At 70.2% G+C, this 18,435-nt stretch carries 19 protein-coding genes and 1 riboswitch; of the genes, 9 read left to right on the top strand and 10 right to left on the bottom strand.

All coding sequences use genetic code 11. The features are described from left to right. Positions 1-14: 14 nt before the first annotated feature. The 7 genes from ACIBB8_RS02095 to ACIBB8_RS02065 form a co-directional block, all read right to left on the bottom strand. Complete coding sequence (locus ACIBB8_RS02095; protein ID WP_398948462.1) at positions 15-935, bottom strand: hypothetical protein; 921 nt, start codon at positions 933-935, stop codon at positions 15-17. 50 nt (positions 936-985) lie between these two features. After that, complete coding sequence (gene metF, locus ACIBB8_RS02090; RefSeq protein ID WP_398948460.1) at positions 986-1,903, bottom strand: methylenetetrahydrofolate reductase [NAD(P)H]; 918 nt, start codon at positions 1,901-1,903, stop codon at positions 986-988. A 163-nt stretch (positions 1,904-2,066) separates the two neighbouring features. Beyond that, positions 2,067-2,720, bottom strand: coding sequence for a thiamine phosphate synthase (gene thiE, locus ACIBB8_RS02085; RefSeq protein WP_398948459.1), 654 nt, complete (start codon positions 2,718-2,720; stop codon positions 2,067-2,069). 127 nt (positions 2,721-2,847) lie between these two features. Continuing rightward, positions 2,848-3,213, bottom strand: coding sequence for an Rv2175c family DNA-binding protein (locus ACIBB8_RS02080; protein ID WP_398948457.1), 366 nt, complete (start codon positions 3,211-3,213; stop codon positions 2,848-2,850). Positions 3,214-3,255: 42 nt separating this feature from the next. Next, on the bottom strand, positions 3,256-5,004 hold the full coding sequence (locus tag ACIBB8_RS02075; RefSeq protein ID WP_398948456.1) for a peptide-N4-asparagine amidase: 1,749 nt from the start codon (positions 5,002-5,004) through the stop codon (positions 3,256-3,258). A 318-nt stretch (positions 5,005-5,322) separates the two neighbouring features. Then, a complete protein-coding gene (locus ACIBB8_RS02070) occupies positions 5,323-6,576 on the bottom strand; it encodes an NAD(P)/FAD-dependent oxidoreductase (RefSeq protein ID WP_398948455.1) in 1,254 nt (417 codons plus the stop codon). A gap of 28 nt (positions 6,577-6,604) precedes the next feature. After that, positions 6,605-6,946, bottom strand: coding sequence for a hypothetical protein (locus ACIBB8_RS02065; RefSeq protein ID WP_398948454.1), 342 nt, complete (start codon positions 6,944-6,946; stop codon positions 6,605-6,607). 112 nt (positions 6,947-7,058) lie between these two features. Then, a riboswitch (TPP riboswitch) is annotated at positions 7,059-7,171 on the top strand. Between ACIBB8_RS02065 and thiO the strand changes: the two genes are divergently transcribed. From thiO to ACIBB8_RS02035, 6 genes are all read left to right on the top strand, one after another. Next, positions 7,169-8,377 carry a glycine oxidase ThiO gene (gene thiO / locus ACIBB8_RS02060; RefSeq protein ID WP_398948453.1) on the top strand — a complete coding sequence of 403 codons (1,209 nt, stop codon included), beginning with the start codon at positions 7,169-7,171 and terminating at the stop codon, positions 8,375-8,377. It overlaps the preceding riboswitch by 3 nt. Continuing rightward, entirely contained in the window at positions 8,374-8,592 is a 219-nt protein-coding gene (thiS, locus tag ACIBB8_RS02055) for a sulfur carrier protein ThiS (protein ID WP_398948452.1), read from the top strand. Before thiO ends, thiS begins: the two co-directional genes overlap by 4 nt. Before the next feature lie 2 nt (positions 8,593-8,594). Then, positions 8,595-9,389 carry a thiazole synthase gene (locus ACIBB8_RS02050; RefSeq protein WP_398948451.1) on the top strand — a complete coding sequence of 265 codons (795 nt, stop codon included), beginning with the start codon at positions 8,595-8,597 and terminating at the stop codon, positions 9,387-9,389. A 124-nt stretch (positions 9,390-9,513) separates the two neighbouring features. Further along, positions 9,514-11,424, top strand: a complete 1,911-nt coding sequence (gene pknB / locus ACIBB8_RS02045; protein WP_398948449.1) for a Stk1 family PASTA domain-containing Ser/Thr kinase — start codon at positions 9,514-9,516, stop codon at positions 11,422-11,424. 6 nt (positions 11,425-11,430) lie between these two features. Continuing rightward, positions 11,431-12,288 (top strand): deoxyribonuclease IV, encoded by an 858-nt coding sequence (locus tag ACIBB8_RS02040; protein ID WP_398948448.1) that lies wholly within the window; start codon positions 11,431-11,433, stop codon positions 12,286-12,288. An 85-nt stretch (positions 12,289-12,373) separates the two neighbouring features. Then, positions 12,374-12,934 carry a DUF4396 domain-containing protein gene (locus tag ACIBB8_RS02035; protein WP_398948447.1) on the top strand — a complete coding sequence of 187 codons (561 nt, stop codon included), beginning with the start codon at positions 12,374-12,376 and terminating at the stop codon, positions 12,932-12,934. Positions 12,935-12,962: 28 nt separating this feature from the next. Here ACIBB8_RS02035 and ACIBB8_RS02030 read toward each other — a convergent pair whose 3' ends face one another. Continuing rightward, on the bottom strand, positions 12,963-13,595 hold the full coding sequence (locus ACIBB8_RS02030; RefSeq protein WP_398948446.1) for a sulfite oxidase-like oxidoreductase: 633 nt from the start codon (positions 13,593-13,595) through the stop codon (positions 12,963-12,965). Between the two features lie 154 nt (positions 13,596-13,749). Here ACIBB8_RS02030 and bfr point away from each other — a divergent pair, with 154 nt between their 5' ends. Further along, positions 13,750-14,229 carry a bacterioferritin gene (bfr, locus tag ACIBB8_RS02025; RefSeq protein ID WP_266986592.1) on the top strand — a complete coding sequence of 160 codons (480 nt, stop codon included), beginning with the start codon at positions 13,750-13,752 and terminating at the stop codon, positions 14,227-14,229. A 47-nt stretch (positions 14,230-14,276) separates the two neighbouring features. On the opposite strand, the gene ACIBB8_RS02020 is transcribed toward bfr, so the two are convergent. Next, a complete protein-coding gene (locus tag ACIBB8_RS02020; protein ID WP_398948715.1) occupies positions 14,277-14,609 on the bottom strand; it encodes a bacterioferritin-associated ferredoxin in 333 nt (110 codons plus the stop codon). A 169-nt stretch (positions 14,610-14,778) separates the two neighbouring features. Next, entirely contained in the window at positions 14,779-16,125 is a 1,347-nt protein-coding gene (locus ACIBB8_RS02015; RefSeq protein WP_398948445.1) for a class II 3-deoxy-7-phosphoheptulonate synthase, read from the bottom strand. Positions 16,126-16,227: 102 nt separating this feature from the next. Here ACIBB8_RS02015 and ACIBB8_RS02010 point away from each other — a divergent pair, with 102 nt between their 5' ends. Both ACIBB8_RS02010 and ACIBB8_RS02005 read left to right on the top strand, forming a co-directional pair. Further along, positions 16,228-16,284 carry a trp operon leader peptide gene (locus tag ACIBB8_RS02010; RefSeq protein WP_107063558.1) on the top strand — a complete coding sequence of 19 codons (57 nt, stop codon included), beginning with the start codon at positions 16,228-16,230 and terminating at the stop codon, positions 16,282-16,284. Between the two features lie 94 nt (positions 16,285-16,378). Then, positions 16,379-18,265 carry an anthranilate synthase family protein gene (locus ACIBB8_RS02005; protein ID WP_398948444.1) on the top strand — a complete coding sequence of 629 codons (1,887 nt, stop codon included), beginning with the start codon at positions 16,379-16,381 and terminating at the stop codon, positions 18,263-18,265. Positions 18,266-18,435 lie beyond the last annotated feature (170 nt).

Genomic DNA, 18,435 nt, shown 5'->3' with positions numbered 1-18,435 from the left:
TGCGGCTCGCCCCGTCAGTAGCGGTACTGGCCGTCGTAGCCGGTGTCGTAGCCATTCGGGAACGGCGCGGGCTGCTCCGGTGGCAGCGGCGGGTACTGCTCGCCCTCGCGCTGCTGCGGCACCCAGACGCCGCCCGGCGGCGTCTCGAAGGCGTACTGCTGGGCGTAGGGGTCTGCCGCGAACTGCTGCTGACCGCCATGGCTGTCATGGCCCACGTACGGGTCCTGCGCCCCGTACTGCGGGGAGCCGGTGGTGGTGCCGATGTACGGGTCGGAGTACGCGGCATACTGCTGCGCGCCCGTGCCGTAGTCGTATTGCCCGGCGTAGGGGTCCTGGCTCTCGTAGGTGCCCTGCCCGCCGTAGCTCTCCTGGCCGGCATACGAGTCCTGGGCGGCCGCGGTGTACGCGGAGGAGTCCGGGTGCGGGTCGTAGGAGGCGTACTGAGGCTGCGACTGCTGGGACTGCTGCGCGGGCTGGGGGTCGGTGTAGATGCCGTACTGCCCGGTGTCGTCGGGCAGCGGCTCCGGCTCGTAGACCGCGGCCGCGCTCGCGGGAGCGGGGCTGTTCGCCTCGTCCTGGTCCGAGCGGCCGTACTCCATCTCCAGGTCCGACACCTCCAGCGTCGGCTCCCGGCGGGTGCTCCGGTTGCCCCCTGACCGGCGGCGACGGCTCTCACCCGGGCTGCCCCCTATGGCCCAGCCGGTCGAGAAGCCGCGCCGGAACGAGAGCGTGACGTACGTCTGGCCGGTGGCGAACGCGATCGCGCCGACGGCGATGACGAACACGGACGGCATCAGTACGCCGACGACCACACAGGCGAAGCCGCCGAAGGCGAGCAGGCGCCAGCGAAGGCGCGCCTTGTACTGCAGCAGCACCTCACCGAGCAGCCACAACGCCACGATGCCGAACGCGATGTAGAGGACCGTCCAGCCCATGCCCGCCCCCTTCTACGGCCACCGCCCCGGGTCGTGGCGGGTACGGCCGGTCACGACTGCTTGTGCAGTCCGAGATTCTCGTAGATCTCGAGCGTCGCCGTCGAGTTGTTGAGCGTGATGAAGTGCAGTCCGGGCACACCCTCGGAGCGCAGCCTCGCGCAGAACTCCGTCGCGAACTCAATCCCAATGGAGCGTACAGCGGCGGGATCGTCCTTGACGGCGAGGATGCGTTCTTTCAGCGACGACGGCAACGACGCGTTGCTGAGCTGCGGAAACCGCTCCAGCTGCTTGACGCTGGTGAGCGGCATGACCTCGGGGATGATCGGCGTGTCGCAACCCGCAGCAACCACTCGGTCACGCATACGCAAATAGTCGTCCGGATTGAAGAACATCTGCGTGATCGCATAGTCGGCGCCGGCGCGGCACTTGTCCACGAAATGCTCGATGTCGGTGTCCCAGTCGGTCGAGCGCGGGTGCATCTCGGGAAATGCGGCGACGCCGACACAGAAATCGCCGGATTCCTTGATGAGCCGGACGAGATCGGCCGCGTACCGCACACCCTGCGGGTGCTCGACCCACTCGCCCATCGGGTCGCCCGGCGGGTCGCCGCGCACGGCGAGGATGTTCCTGATTCCGGCGTCCGCGTACTGCCCGATCATGTTGCGGAGTTCGGCGACGGAGTGGTCGACGGCGGTCAGATGGGCGACCGGGGTGAGCGTGGAATCGGCAGCGATCTGCTGGGTGGCCCGCACCGTTCCGGCCCGGGTGGAACCGCCGGCGCCGTACGTCACGGAGACGAAGCTCGGCCCCACTGCCTCGACACGGCGCAGGGCATTCCAGAGATTCCGCTCACCCTTCTCGGTTTTGGGTGCCCAGAACTCGAACGAATACGACGTCTTGCCGGTCGCGAGAAGCTCACGCACAGTGGGTGCGTGATCTGTCCTGGTAGAAGGAGTGCCAAGGGCCATACTGAAGGTTAACCAGGGCTCGGGGGTGCACCGACCAGACCGGCGGCAATTGCCCGAATTGACTGGTGGTTTGTCCAGCCCTCGGACACCCTTCGCGCAGTCTCCGGGCGGACCCGGTCGTTCTGGATGCCCTGCGGCATTCGCGGCGTTCCTGACGTGCTTGTCAGACGTCGGCGCGCGCCCTGATCCGCTTCGCGAGCCCGGCGGCGGCCGCGGCCGGGTCGTCGGCCTCGGTGATGGCCCGTACGACCACGACCCTGCGCGCCCCCGCGTCCAGCACCTCGTCGAGGTTGTCCGCGTCGATTCCGCCGATGGCGAACCACGGGCGCGTCCGGCCCAGCGAGGCGGCGTACCGCACGAGGTCGAGGCCCGGGGCGTGCCGGCCGGGCTTGGTCGGGGTGGGCCAGCAGGGGCCGGTGCAGAAGTAGTCCACGCCGGGCTCGGCGACGGCCGCGTCGACCTCGGACTCGGCGTGTGTGGAGCGGCCGATCACCACATCCGCTCCGATGATGGCCCGGGCGGCGGGCACGGGCAGGTCCCCCTGGCCGAGGTGGAGCACATCCGAGCCGACGGCATGGGCGACATCGGCCCGGTCGTTCACCGCGAGGAGCGTGCCGTGGCGCCGGCAGGCATCGGCGAAGACAGCGAGGTGTTCGAGCTCCTCGGCCGCTTCCATGCCCTTGTCGCGCAGCTGGACGATGTCGACGCCGGAGGAGAGCACGGCGTCGAGGAACTCGGGGAGGTCACCCTCGCGTCTGCGGGCGTCCGTGCACAGATAGAGCCGGGCGTCGGACAGCAGCGCACGAGGCGTGGGCATGGTGCGGTTCCCCCTTGGGACGGAGCGGTACTGCTGATGGGACGGAGCGGTACGGCGGGGCGGCTCGATGCGGCGGTACGGGCCGCGCAGGGGTGCACGGCCCGTACCGCGCGTACGGTCGTCCCGGTCAGACGGCGAGCGCCTGGGCGCGACGCTTCACCTCCGTGCCGCGATTCTCGCTCAGCGCCTGTGCGGGGGTACCCGGCAGGGTCGGGTCAGGGGTGAAGAGCCATTCCAGCATCTCTTCGTCGGAGAAGCCGTCGTCCCTCAGGAGCGTCAGGGTGCCGGAGAGGCCCTTGACCACCTTGTTGCCGTCGATGAAGGCAGCAGGCACCTGGAGCGCCCGGTTCTCACCACGTCGTACGGCGATGAGCTGGCCTTCCTTGACCAGCTGCCGCACGCGCGTCACCTCGATATCGAACATTTCTGCGATATCGGGAAGGTGGAGCCAGGCAGGGACGAGAGCATCGATCTTTGCGTCAATCTCGGTCACAGGACAAGCCTGCCATCCCGCACTGACAGCCGATACCCGGACTCATCCCTTCAGGGCCTCGCGAACCACGTCCGCGACGCGGCAACGGGACTCCTGGTCGCTGGTGATCCAGCCGTGGGCGGACTCCAGGACACGCGAGTAGCAGGCCCCGGTGTCGGTGGTGCCCCGGTACTTCTCGACCGAGGCTCCGTCCGCGGCGGTGACCACGCCGTCCGTGCGGGCGAGGTTGCCGGTCGAGTCCACGGTGTCGTCCGTGACGGCGTCCGTGCGCCACACGCGCGCGGAGCCCGTCCGGGAGGTGTCGATCAGCACACGGCGCTGGGTGACGGCGGCCCTCAGGTCGTAGTTGTTGTAGTCGCCGTAGACCGGGATGTCCATGTCGACGTCGATGGGGTAGGACCAGGCGTGCCGCTGTGCGCTGGTACGCCCGCCCGTCCTGGTCGTCACCGTGGTGGCGCCGTGGTCGCGCTGGTGCATCGTCTGCTGCTGCCCGGTCCTGGAGACCGTGTCCGTGTTGGTGTACGCGAATTCCTGCTCGACAGTGGTGGTGACCCGGCCCTTCGAGGTCCGGACGTAGCCCGAGATCTTCCAGGAGCGGCCGGTCGACACGGAGACGTGGGTGGAGCCGTCCTCACGCGGGGTCTGAACGGTCTTCACGGCGGGAGTGCCGGTGAGCGTGTTGACGGTCACCTGGCCGCTCGTACGTGACGCGTGCGCGTCCGTGTCGAGGAAGAGCGAACCGTCGACGATCCAGGTGTCGGCAGCGCCGTACGGAGTGATCCCGATGGCGTGCGGCCGGCCGTCGGCCAGTTCGCCCGCGAAGGGGGTGAGGTCGATGTCGTACGCCTCGGTCCGGAACTGGTCGATGGCCGGCACCGGCCGCCACAGGGTCGGCACGATGCCGCCGGAGTAGACGACCGGATACGGCTGGGCGAGGCCCGCGGGGCGCCCGTCCACCGTGACCTGCACCTCGCGGTAGGGGCCGCCGCCGCAGAGGTAGTCGGGGGCGGTGGCCGCGAGGTCGCTGGGGACCGCGTCGAACCACTGCTCGTCGCAGCCGCCGCCGCGTGCGTAGACCTGCAGGCGCGCGCCGGTCAGATTGCGCGGGAAGGTGACGTCGGTGCTGGTGGAGCCGCCCTTGCCGACGCTCAGCCAAGGGGCGGCGGTGGAGGCGGTGTTGCCCAGGGGGACGATCCGGTCGGCCGTGGTGGCGGCCGGGTGGCGCCGGTCGGCCCGGTAGTACGTGATCGTCAGCTTCACGTGGTACACGCCGGTGTACGTGTCGTTGACAACGTTTCCGAGCTCCAGCTGAAGCTTCTGCGGGTCCTTGAGGAGGGGCGCGAACTCGGTGATGTCCTTGGCGACGTGCCAGCTGATGCCGTCGTCGTCGGGCTCGGCCGTGCTGGTGCGGAACACCTCCGCGCCGCCGACGAACACTGCGGCGAGACGGTCGTACTGACGCCCCTTCACGCTGCCCGACCAGTCGAGGACGACCTTGTTCCAGGGGCCCTTGCACCGGGCGGGCGGGGTGAGCGTGGTGGTGTACGGCGGCCCGCCGAGCGTGTAACCGAAGTCGTGCTCGACGGCCGTCACCGCGCAGTGCTCGGTGTCCGGGCGGGAGACCGGTGGCAGCGCGTCGACCGGGTCCTGGTAGTCGACGGCCGGGTTGGAGCCGGGGGCAGGGGCGGTACCCGCGTACGCCGGGGCGGCAACTGCACCGCCGATGAGGGCGATCGAGGCCGCCGCCACGGATATTCCGCGCAGGGCGCGGACCCATCGGTAGGGGGACATGCACATCCTTTGGAAGAGGGTCGGTAATCCAAAAGCTGCACACTGCACCAATTTTGACCCACGACCAAGAGGCGTCCGCATGACGGATATTGCACACCGGCCCCTTCACAGGGGCGGCCGTTACGGCCTGGCGCACGATAGCGAGCGGGCTCCCGGCGTCATGCGACTCCGCCTCCGGCGTTATCGTCAGTCGACGACTCCCCCAGAGCCCTAAGGCATGGGGGGGGGGACCCCCTTCGCGTCTCCGCCCTCCTCCGCCTTGGATTCGAAGCCGCATGACGCCGCTCGCTGATCCACTCTCTATCGTGCACCAGGCCGTTACTGACGTACCGTCGATTTCAGCGGCACGGAGGGATCGGCCGCCAGCGCCTCATCGAGCCGCGCCCCCGCCTCGATGAGCTTGCGCCCCTGGGCCAGGTCGCGCGGCCGGCCGACGGCGAGGACGGCGACCAGCACGCCGTCCCGCAGCCAGAGCACCGACCAGGCGGGACCGTCCGGGTCGCCGCGCCACAGCAGGGTGTCGGCGCCCCCGTGATGGCCCGCGTACTGCACGAACCGGTCGAACTGCTCGGACCAGAAGTACGGCACGGGGTCGTACGTAAGCGGCTGCGGCGCCCCGCGGGAGCCGGCGCCGATGATGTTGGCGGCGGCGGTCCGCGGCCCCTGGACGGCGTTGTCCCAGTGGTGGACGAGGAGGCGCGTGCCGTATCGCGCGGAGGGGAAGGAGGCACAGTCCCCGACGGCGTACACATCGGGCAGCGAGGTCCGCAGCGCTTCGTCGGCGGTCACCGATCCGTCCGGTCCGAGCGCGATGCCGGAGCCGGCCAGCCAGGCGGTGGCGGGCCGGGCACCGATCCCGACGACCACCGCTCCTGCCGCGAGTGCGCGGCCGTCGGCGAGGACCACCCGGCCGGGCTCGATGCGGGCCACCGGGGCGCCGGTGAGGAGTTCCGCGCCGCTCTCCCCGTACCAGCGGGCCATCGGAGCGGCGACCTCGGCGGGCAGGACGCCCGCGAGCGGCCGGTCGGCGGCCTCGACGACGGTGACCTCGCAGCCCGCGGCGCGGGCCGCGGTGGCGAACTCCGCGCCGATCCATCCGGCGCCGACGACCACGACGGTGTGCTGCTCGCCGAGGACCGGCCGCAGCCGTGCGGCGTCGTCGAGGGTGCGCAGCAGATGGACGCCGCGCACACCCTCGGAGCCCGGCAGCTCGACCGGTTCGGCGCCGGTGGCGATGACCAGGACGTCGTACGGGACGGAACCCGTCGGGGTGTCCAGTTCATGCGCCTCGGACCGGAGGCCGGTCACGTCGCGGCCCAGTTGCAGCTCGATGTCGAGCGCCTCGAAGTCGATGTCGAAGGCGGAGTCCTCGGCCTCGCCGAGCAGTACCGCCTTGGACAGTGGCGGCCGGTCGTAGGGCTGGTGGGGTTCGGCACCGATCAGGGTGACCGGGCCGGTGAAGCCCTGTTCCCGCAGGGCCACCGCGGTCTGCACACCGGCCATGCCCGCACCGACGATGACGATGCGGCGCTCGGTCCGCCGGTCCAGCTGCTCAGTCTGCTGCTCGCTCACCCGTCCACCTTAAACACCTGACGGTCAGTCAGCTAGGCACTTCCTCGACCACGCTCGTCCCGCTGCCCTCCTGCGACTCCCACTCCCACCGCTCGTCCAGCCGCACCCGGCCGTCGGCGAGGTCGACGACGGTGGAGAGGCAGTGTCCGGAGGACGTCGTTCCGTCCTGCTTCAACTGGACGTACCGGAAGTCGAGTCGATCGGCGGTCCTGGTGCCGACGAGATGGCCCCGGACCACGTCGCCGCCCGCGTACTCGGCCCAGATCCGGCCGTCCTCCTCGTGGTACGTGAAGCGGGTACGGGTGCCGACCTGGCCCGGCGCCTGGTCGGCGACCGGCGAGAGGACGAGTCCATCGAGCGAACGGGCCATGGCTGCTGCTCCTTTATCGGGTCCGGGGGACGGGGTCCAGTGCCGTGACCGGCCATGTTCGCCCGACGCGACGGGGCAAAACCTGCCGGGAGGGGCACTAGGGTGGCCACCGTAAGACACTCGCGGGAGCCCGGACGCACCGGGCTGAGAGGGAGGCTGGGCGGCCTCCGACCGTACGCACCTGATCCGGGTCATGCCGGCGAAGGGAGGGGCTGGACGCCCATGCGTTCTTCCGGGAACACATCCGTATCCGCACAAGGATCCGACGTCCTCGTCATCGGGGGCGGGATCATCGGTCTGGTGACCGCCTGGCGGGCTGCACAGCGCGGTCTGCGCACCGCGGTCGTCGACCCCGAACCGGGCGGCGGGGCCGCCCAGGTCGCGGCCGGGATGCTCGCCGCCGTCACCGAACTCCACTACGGCGAGCAGATGCTGCTCGAACTCAATGCCGCGTCCGCCGCGCGCTACCCGGCCTTCGCGGCCGAACTGGAGGCGGCGAGCGGCCAGGACATCGGCTTCCGCGCCTGCGGCACCCTGGCGGTCGCCCTGGACTCCGACGACCGCGCCCATCTGCGGGAGCTGCACGCGCTGCAGCAGCGTTCGGGGCTCGAGTCGGAGTGGCTCACCGGCCGTGAGTGCCGCCGGCTGGAGCCCATGCTGGCGCCGGGCGTGCGCGGCGGTCTACGGGTCGACGGCGACCACCAGGTCGACCCCCGTCGACTGGCCGCCGCTCTGTTGACGGCCTGCGAACGGGCCGGGGTGGTCTTCCACCGCGACTGGGCGGAACGCCTCGGGGTGGCACGGGACCGGGCCACCGGAGCCGTACTCACGGCCGGTACGGAGCTGGCCGCCGACCAGGTCGTACTCGCCTCGGGCAGCCTCAGCGGGCGGCTCGCCGGGCTGCCGGACGAGGTCGTCCCCCCGGTGCGGCCCGTGAAGGGACAGGTGCTCCGGCTGACCGTGCCCGCCGCTTACGCGCCGTTCCTCACCCGCACCGTGCGGGCCGTGGTCCGGGGCAGCCATGTCTATCTCGTCCCGCGCGAGAACGGCGAGCTCGTCGTCGGCGCGACCAGCGAGGAAATGGGCTGGGACACCACCGTCACGGCGGGCGGGGTGTACGAGTTGCTGCGCGACGCCCACGAGCTGGTGCCCGGCATCACCGAACTGCCGCTCACCGAGACCCGGGCCGGCCTTCGCCCCGCCTCCCCCGACAACGCCCCGCTGCTCGGCCGCACCGCCCTGCCCGGCCTCCACCTCGCCACCGGCCATCACCGCAACGGCGTACTGCTCACCCCCGTCACGGGTGACGCCATGGCCGAGTTGCTGACCACCGGCGAGCTGCCCGCCGTGGCCCGCCCCTTCGCCCCCGGACGATTCGCACCCGCCGCCGTACCGCCCTCCGCCTCCGTACGTCAGGAGCAGCCCGCATGACCGACTCCCTCCCGCTCACCGTCTCCGTGAACGGCGATCCCCGTTCGATCGCCGCGGGCACCACCCTGGAGACCCTTGTGGCGACTCTCACGGCGGCGCCCTCCGGGGTCGCCGCGGCCCTCAACGAGACCGTCGTCCCGCGCAGCCGCTGGTCGGCCGCCGCCCTCGCCGACGGCGACCGGATCGAGGTCCTCACCGCGGTCCAGGGAGGCTGACCATGTCCGACGATCTCTTCACCCTCGGCGGCACCACGTTCGGCTCCCGGCTGATCATGGGAACGGGCGGGGCGCCCAGTCTCGACGTGCTCGAACGCTCCCTGACAGCGTCCGGCACCGAGCTGACCACCGTCGCGATGCGCCGCCTCGACCCGACCGTGCAGGGCTCGGTCCTCTCCGTTCTCGAACGCCTCTCGATCCGCGTCCTGCCGAACACGGCGGGCTGCTTCACCGCGGGCGAGGCCGTGCTGACCGCCCGGCTGGCCCGCGAGGCGCTGGGCACCGACTGGATCAAGCTGGAGGTCGTGGCCGACGAGCGGACTCTGCTGCCCGACCCGATCGAGCTGCTGGACGCCGCGGAGACCCTGGTGGACGACGGGTTCACCGTCCTGCCGTACACCAGCGACGACCCGGTGCTCGCCCGGAAACTGGAGGACGTGGGATGCGCGGCGATCATGCCGCTCGGCTCCCCCATCGGCTCCGGGCTCGGCATCCGTAATCCGCACAACTTCCAGCTGATCGTCGAGCAGGCCCGGGTGCCGGTCATTCTCGACGCGGGCGCCGGGACCGCCTCGGACGCGGCCCTCGCGATGGAGCTGGGCTGCGCGGCGGTGATGCTGGCGTCGGCGGTGACCCGGGCGCAGGAGCCCGGGCTGATGGCGGCGGCGATGCGGCACGCGGTGGACGGGGGACGGCTGGCGTACCGCGCGGGCCGGATCCCGCGGCGCCACTTCGCCGAGGCCTCCTCACCGGTGGAGGGGCGGGCGGTGCTGGACCCGGAGCGGCCGGCGTTCTGAGCGCGCGTCCGCCGGGTCCGTACGCCGCTGATGCGCATGTCCCTGTCACGGCTCGGCTGCAGTACGGACCCGGGATCGCCCCGGCCCGTCGGTCGTGTCCACGGTGACTCGTAGACTCGGCTGCGTGGATAAGACCCTCCAGGACCCCCTTGTCGGGCAGCTGCTCGACGGCCGTTACCGCGTCGATGCCCGCATCGCCGTGGGCGGGATGGCCACGGTCTACCGGGCCATGGACACCCGGCTCGACCGGGTGCTCGCCCTCAAGGTGATGCACCCGGCGCTCGCGACCGACGCCTCGTTCGTCGAGCGCTTCATCCGCGAGGCCAAGTCGGTGGCCAGGCTCGCCCACCCCAATGTGGTCGCGGTCTTCGACCAGGGCGCCCAGGGGGCGTACGTCTACCTGGCGATGGAGTATGTCGCGGGCTGCACGCTGCGCGACATCCTGCGCGAGCGCGGCGCCCTGCAGCCGCGGGCCGCCCTGGACATCCTGGAGCCGGTACTCGCCGCACTCGGTGCCGCACACCGGGCGGGGTTCGTGCACCGCGACATGAAGCCGGAGAACGTCCTGATAGGGGACGACGGCCGGGTGAAGGTCGCGGATTTCGGTCTCGTGCGGGCTGTGGGCGCCGTCACGAACACCACCGGATCCGTCCTGGGCACCGTCTCCTACCTCGCCCCCGAGCAGATCGAGCACGGCACGGCGGACACCCGCGCCGATGTGTACGCCTGCGGTGTCGTGCTGTACGAGATGCTGACGGGCGCCAAGCCGCACACCGGCGACTCCCCCGCTCAGGTCATCTACCAGCACCTCAATGAGGACGTCCCGGCCCCGTCGGCCGTCGTCCCCGGGCTCGCGGCCGAGCTGGACCGCCTGGTCGCGAGCGCCACCGCCCGTGACCCCGAGGTCCGCCCGTTCGACGCGGTGGCCCTGTTGGCCGAGGCCCGCACCGCGCGCGCCGCGCTCACCGATGAACAACTGGACGCTGTACCGCCGCAGTCCCTCGCCGAGGTGCACGATGTCGCCGAGGACCGCACGAGTGTGATCCCCCGGGTACTCCCGGACGGTCAGGGCACGGCCCACCACACCAGCCGGCTCGAGATGCCCCCGCCGCTGCCGCCCGAGCAGGACCGGCAGGCCCGACGCGGGCCGCGGCGCGGAATGCTTGCCGCGATCGTCGCCGTGCTGCTGGTACTCGGGGCCGGTGCCGGTGTCTGGTACATCAACTCGGGACAGTTCACCCGGGTGCCCTCCCTGCTCGGCCAGACCGAGAAGGAGGCCGGGCAGCGGCTCTCCGACTCCGGGCTGGAGCTGAAAAGCGTCAAGCGTGCCTACAGCGACAGCGTCGAGCGCGGCAGGGTCATCGACAGCGATCCGAAGTCCGGCGCCCGGATCCGGGGCAACGGCTCGGTGACGATCACCGTGTCGCGCGGCCCGGAGATCGTGAAGGTGCCCGCCGTCGAGGGCCTCGCGCTGGCCGAGGCCAGGCAGGCACTGAAGAAGAACGGGCTGGTGCCCGGCATGGTCACCAGGGAGTTCAGCACGGAGTTCGGCCGGGGCGACGTGATCCGTACGGATCCCGGGGCGGGCGCCGAGCGCCACCCCGACTCCGCGGTCGCCCTGGTCGTCAGCAAGGGCAGCCCGGTCGATGTCCCCGATGTCACCGGGCTGTCGGTCCAGGACGCCACCGCCGCACTGGACGAGGAAGGGCTGAAGGCCAAGGTGCTGCCCGGCCGCGTCAACTCTCCCGAGGCCGAGGGCGACATCGCGCACCAGTCCCCGGGCCAGGGTGCCCAGGTCGCCGAGGGCGACACCATCACGCTCACGGTCTCCAAGGGCCCGCGGATGATCGACGTGCCGGACGTCACCGGCAAGGACGTCGACGAGGCGACGAGGCTGCTGAAGCAGGCGGGCTTCGAGGTCAAGGTCGACCGCCCGTTCCTCTCCTTCAGCGACAAGATCGCCAGTCAGTCCGTGGACGGCGGCAAGCAGGCCCCCGAGGGCAGCACCATCACCATCAAGACCAAGGGGCTTTAGATCCATATGCGCAACCCCGTCGGCGGCCATGTCCCCGTGGCCGGCGGCCTCGCGAAGGTCGGCCTGCCCTACGCCCGCGAGATGGGGGCGGAGACCGTCCAGGTCTTCGTCGCCAATCCGCGCGGCTGGGCCACGCCCGCTGGGAACCCGGCACAGGACGAACAGTTCCGCGCCGAGTGTGCCGCCGAGTCGATACCGGTCTATGTCCACGCCCCGTACCTGATCAATTTCGGCTCGCACACCGAGGCCACCGTGGAGAAGTCCGTGGACTCGCTGCGCCACTCCCTGCGCCGGGCCCGTGAGATCGGCGCCCTGGGCGTCGTGGTGCACACCGGCTCGGCGACCGGCGGCCGGCCGCGCGCGGAGGCTCTGGCGCAGGTACGGACGCACATGAGGCCGCTCCTCGACGAACTGACCCATGACGACGACCCGTATCTGCTGCTGGAGTCGACCGCCGGACAGGGATTCTCGCTCTGCTCGCGGGCCTGGGACTTCGGCCCGTATTTCGACGCTCTCGACGCCCACCCCAAGCTCGGTATCTGTCTCGACACCTGCCACATCTACGCGGCGGGGCACGATCTGGCGGGCCCCGCGGGCATGAAGCAGACCCTGGACCTGCTGGTGGACACGGTCGGCGAGGGGCGGCTGAAGCTGATACACGCCAATGACTCCAAGGACGTGGTGGGAGCCAACAAGGACCGGCACGAGAACATCGGCGCCGGACACATCGGCGAGGAGCCGTTCCGGGAGCTGTTCGCCCATCCGGCGACGGCTGGAGTACCACTGATCATCGAGACGCCGGGCGGCAAGGAAGGCCATGCGGCGGATGTGGCGCGACTGAAGGGGCTGCGCGACCGCGGCTGACCGCGAAACTCAATGGCGGAATACCCCTCGGGGGTATATGGTTCCTGTTGTCGACAGGAACCGCTACCGGCATTGGGGGATCGCCATGCAGCACGACACGCGCGACGGAGAGCATCAGCAGCACCACGAGCACCACGGACAGGGCCACAACGGCAGCAGCCACGCCGACCACTCGGCTCACGCCGGCCACACTGCGCACTCCCCCGGCCCGGTCGACTGGGCCATGGCCGCGCGCGCCACACTGCACTGCCTCACCGGATGCGCCATCGGTGAGATCCTCGGCATGGTGATCGGCACAGCGCTCGGCTGGGGCAACACGGGGACGATGGTCCTCGCGATCGTCCTGGCATTCTTCTTCGGCTACACGCTGACGCTGCGCTCGATCCTGAAGGCCGGCGTCGACTTCCGTACGGCATTCCGGGTCGCCCTGGCCGCCGACACCCTCTCCATCGCGGTGATGGAACTGATCGACAACGGCGTGATCGTCCTGTGGCCGGGCGCCATGGACGCACAGCTCGCCGACGCGCTGTTCTGGGGAACGCTCGCACTGTCGCTGGCCGTCGCCTTCGTCGCCACCACACCGGTCAACAAGTGGATGATCGGCCGCGGCAAGGGCCACGCGGTGGTACACCAGTACCACCACTGACGACCTCCCCCGCACCGGGACCGCCAGGTCAGAGCTCGGGGCCTTCCCCGGGCTCTTCCTGGTAGGAGTAGCGCTGCTCGCGCCACGGGTCGCCGATGTTGTGGTAGCCGCGCTCCTCCCAGAAGCCCCGGCGATCGGCCGTCATGTACTCGACGCCCCGGACCCACTTGGGCCCCTTCCAGGCGTACAAGTGCGGCACGACGAGGCGCAGCGGGAAGCCATGCTCCGCGGTGAGCAGCTCACCGCCCTTGTGGGTGGCGAAAAGCGTGCGGTCCGAGGTGAAGTCGGCGAGCCGCAAGTTCGAGCTGAATCCGTACTCCGCCCAGACCATCACATGCGTGACCTGGGGCGCGGGTGGCGCGAGTTCCAGAATCGTACGGGCGAGGACCCCGCCCCATTCGGCCCCGAGCATGCTGAATTTCGTCACGCAGTGCAGATCGGCGACGACCGAGGAGAACGGCAGGGCCGAGAACTCCTGGTGGTTCCAGCAGTGCTTCTCGCCGTCCACGGTGGCTCCGAAGACCCGGAACTCCCAGCGATCGGGCTTGAACTTGGGAACGGGCCCGTAGTGGGTAACCGGCCAACCGCGCTGCAGTCGCTGACCCGGCGGAAGCTCGGACTGCTCTGATTCGCGGTATTCCCGGCTTTCCGGCTGACCCATGCCTCCATGGTGACAGACAGGCAGGGGTGGTCATGACCAGGGTCGCGACTATTCGGGCAACTCGTACTAAGCATGCACTTACTGGACGACTGGGGGGTGCGGTGCGAGGATGCGGCCAACGTGCCCAGTTCACCGGTTGGAAGGAGCCTCTGCGATGCAGGGCGACCCCGAGGTCCTCGAGTTCCTGAACGAACAGCTGACCGCCGAATTGACTGCCATCAATCAGTACTTCCTGCACGCAAAGATGCAGGACAACTTCGGCTGGACGAAGCTCGCGAAGTACACCCGGTCCGAGTCGTTCGACGAGATGAAGCACGCCGAGACCCTGACGGACCGCATCCTCTTCCTCGATGGACTCCCCAACTACCAACGGCTCTTCCATGTACGCGTGGGCCAGACGGTCACCGAGATGTTCCAGGCCGACCGCCAGGTCGAGGTGGAGGCGATCGACCGGCTCAAGCGCGGTATCGAGTTGATGCGCGGGAAGGGCGACATCACGTCCGCAAATATCTTTGAATCGATCCTGGAGGACGAGGAGCATCACATCGACTACCTCGACACCCAGCTGGAACTGATCGAGAAGCTCGGCGAGCCGCTCTACATCGCGCAGCAGATCGAACAGCCTGACAGCTGAGCCAGGGAACAGCCCTGCCCGGGACGGCGGGTCCGGGAGAGCCGGGTTCAGGCCGCGTCGGGGAGCCGGATGCCCGGGACCGGACCGGGACCGATGCCCGGGATCCGTCCGGGGGCGATGCCCGGACCGATGCGGGGGGCCGCACCCGGTGCGGTCGAGAGGGTCTGCCCGGGGGCGTCACCGGGGGCCTGCTTCTCGCCCAGCAGTTCCCGGCGCACGCACGCACCGCGACCGAGCATCGCCTGAATCCGGCGGACACAGCCACCGCAGTCGGTGCCCGCCTTGCAGGCGTTGGCTATCTGGCGGGGGGTGCACGCCCCGGCGTCCGCATGTTCCTTGACCTGCTGCTCCGTAATGCCGAAACACGAGCAGACGTACATGCGGTTCACCTCCCGGCAGGATGGGTCATGGATGCCACCCCGCTGAACGGTGAGGCTTACCTAACCTTACCCGGCGCCCAGTACCGGTAAAAGTCCCGGAATGCCCTGTGGGGCACGGATCACATCGATCCGTGCCCCACAGTCGTACGCGCGCTACCTGCCGTGACGGCTACTGGTCCCGGTACATCTCGGCGACCAGGAACGCCAGGTCCAGCGACTGGCTGCGGTTGAGCCGCGGGTCGCAAGCGGTCTCGTAGCGCTGGTGCAGGTCGTCCACGAAGATCTCGTGGCCGCCGCCGACGCACTCGGTGACGTCGTCACCGGTGAGCTCGACGTGGATACCGCCCGGGTGCGTGCCGAGGCCCTTGTGCACCTCGAAGAAGCCCTTGACCTCGTCCAGGACGTCGTCGAAGCGACGGGTCTTGTGGCCGGAGGCCGCCTCGAAGGTGTTGCCGTGCATCGGGTCGGTGACCCAGGCGACGACCGCACCGGAGGCGGTGACCTTCTCGACCAGCGCGGGGAGCTTGTCGCGGACCTTGTCGGCGCCCATCCGGACGATGAAGGTCAGCCGGCCGGGCTCGCGGTCCGGGTCGAGGCGGTCGATGTATCCGAGCGCCTCGTCGACGGTGGTCGTCGGGCCGAGCTTGATGCCGATGGGGTTACGGATCTTCGAGGCGAACTCGATGTGCGCGCCGTCCATCTGGCGGGTGCGCTCACCGATCCAGACCATGTGACCGGAGGTGTCGTACAGCTCACCGGTGCGCGAGTCGACGCGGGTCAGCGCCGACTCGTAGTCCAGCAGCAGCCCCTCGTGCGAGGAGTAGAACTCGACCGCCTTGAACTCGGCCGGGTCCGTGCCGCACGCCTTCATGAAGTTCAGCGCGTTGTCGATCTCGCGGGCCAGCGCCTCGTAACGCTGACCGGACGGGGACGACTTCACGAAGTCCTGGTTCCAGGCGTGGACCTGGCGCAGGTCGGCGTAACCGCCGGTGGTGAAGGCGCGGACCAGGTTCAGCGTGGAAGCGGACGCGTGGTACATCTGCTTCAGCCGGTCCGGGTCCGGGACGCGGGCCTTCTCGGTGAAGGCGAAGCCGTTGACGGAGTCACCGCGGTAGGTCGGCAGGGTCACGCCGTCGCGGGTCTCGGTCGACTTGGAGCGCGGCTTGGAGTACTGGCCTGCGATCCGGCCCACCTTGACGACGGGCACGGAGGCCGCGTAGGTAAGGACGGCGCTCATCTGGAGCAGCGTCTTCAGCTTGGCCCGGATGTGGTCGGCCGACACGGCGTCGAAGGCCTCGGCGCAGTCGCCGCCCTGCAGCAGGAACGCCTCGCCCTTGGCGACGGCTCCCAAGCGGGCGCGCAGCTGGTCGCACTCGCCCGCGAAGACGAGCGGCGGATACGACGCGAGGTCCGCGAGTACATCGCGCAGAGCCTCGGCATCGGGGTACTCGGGCTGCTGCGCCGCGGGAAGGTCTCGCCAGGTGTTGCCACCGGCGACGGAGGTATTGGCGTTCACGGTCACAACCACAACATTACGGGGTCGAGGGGGGCATCCATCCGCACGCTCAACAGTTGAGACGCGCGCCCGGAGGAACCGGGCGTCCGATAGGGTTCGGACATGTTCGCGCAGACGCACCAGAACTGGTGGTGGACCGCTCATCCGGCGGCCCACTGATTCATCGCGCGCGACAGACCACGCGAAGGCCGCCCGAGGGGCGGCCTTCTCTGCGTTTCGGGGCCGTTCCTCCATCCGGAAGGAACACCACCCCATGCCTCATCGCACCGCACCCGTCCTCGCCCGGCTGGTCCGGGACGACTGCCCGCCGTTCGCGCTGCTGCGCAGGCGGACTCCTGGTCACGACCACGACATCGTCGAGGTGCTGATCGGCCGGGTCCGGGAGGCCGGCCGGCTCGCCGGTCTCCCGGTCGGACCGCAGCCCTCGCTCGCCCTGGTGCCGTTCCGGCAGATCGCCGAGCGCGGATTCGACGTGCGCGACGACGGGACGCCGCTGTCCGTGCTGGTCGCGGACGAAACGTACGAGCTTCCGCTGGACGAGGTGCTCGCCGCGCTGCCCCATCATGACGTACGGGTCGAGGGCGGCGCCTTCGACGTCCCCGACGAGGAGTACGCCGACGTCGTCCGACGGGTCATCGAGGACGAGATCGGGAAGGGCGAGGGCGCGAACTTCGTCATCCGGCGGACCTTCCAGGGCGACATCCCGGGGTTCGGGCGGTCCGACGCGCTGGCCCTGTTCCGTCGGCTGCTGGCCGGTGAGCGGGGTGCGTACTGGACGTTCGTCGTGGACACCGGGGAGCGGACGCTGGTCGGCGCCAGCCCGGAGGTGCATGTGCGGATGTCCGGCGGGACGGTCGTGATGAACCCGATCAGCGGAACGTACCGCTACCCCGCCGAAGGGCCGACCGCCGAGAGCCTGCTGACCTTCCTCGGCGACCGCAAGGAGACCGAGGAGCTCTCCATGGTGGTCGACGAGGAACTGAAGATGATGTGCACCGTCGGCGACATGGGCGGCGTGGTGATCGGGCCGCGGCTCAAGGAGATGACGCATCTCGCGCACACCGAGTACGAGCTGCGCGGGCGCTCCTCGCTGGATGTGCGGGAGGTGCTGAAGGAGACCATGTTCGCCGCGACCGTCACCGGCTCGCCCGTGCAGAACGCGTGCCGGGTCATCGAGCGGTACGAGCCCGGCGGCCGCGGCTACTACGCGGGCGCGCTGGCCCTGCTGCGGCAGGAGCCGGGCGGGGCACAGACCCTGGACTCGCCGATCCTGATCCGAACCGCCGACATCGCGGCCGACGGACGGCTGCGGGTGCCGGTCGGGGCGACGCTCGTACGCCACTCCGATCCGGACAGCGAGGTCGCCGAGACCCACGCGAAGGCGGCGGGGGTACTGACCGCACTGGGCGTGCGGCCGGGACGGCCTCGGACGGAGGAGACGCGTCCGCGACTGGCCGGCGACCCTCGGGTGCGAGCCGCCCTGGACGCCCGGCGGGACGGGCTCGCAACGTTCTGGCTGCGGATGCAGGAGCGCACGCAGGAGTTCTCCGGCCATGCGCTGGTGATCGACGGGGAGGACACCTTCACCGCGATGCTGGCGCATCTGCTGCGCGCCTCGGGTCTTGAGGTGTCGGTGCACCGCTACGACGAGCCGGGGCTGCGGGAGACCGTACGGGCGCACACGGGCCCGGTCGTGCTGGGCCCCGGCCCCGGGGATCCGGCGGACACCGGCGATCCGAAGATGCGGCTGCTGCGCGAGTTCGCCGCGGAGCTGGTCCGGGAGCACCGGCACGGGCTGCTGGGGGTGTGCCTGGGGCATGAACTGATCGCGGCGGAGCTGGGTCTGGAGATCGTCCGCAAGACTGTGCCGTACCAGGGCGCGCAGACCCGGATCGAGCTGTTCGGGCGCCCGGAGACGGTCGGTTTCTACAACAGCTTCACCGCACGCTGCGATGACGAGACGGTCGCCGAGCTGGCCGCGCACTCCATCGAGGTGAGCCGGGACGCGGCCACCGGGGAACTGCACGCGCTGCGCGGGGGCGGGTTCGCGTCGGTGCAGTTCCACCCGGAGTCCGTGCTGACGCTGCGCGGCGCGTCGATCGTCACCGAGCTGCTGGCAGGGCTGCCCGTGCCCGGCTGACCGCGGACGCGGACGGGGCTCCGGAATCCGCCGGGGAGTCCGGGGCTCCAGCGCCGTGACCGGCAATGTCTGCACCCTCCCAGGAGGGTGCTGAAGATCTTGGCCGGATCAGCGAGCGGCGTCTGGTGCGTGCAGCTGCAAGGCGCCGAAGCGGCCTCATAGCGGAGCTA

The organism is Streptomyces sp. NPDC051286 (assembly GCF_044455345.1).
Classification (GTDB): domain Bacteria; phylum Actinomycetota; class Actinomycetes; order Streptomycetales; family Streptomycetaceae; genus Streptomyces.
This window is presented reverse-complemented; position numbering and strand designations above follow the sequence as displayed.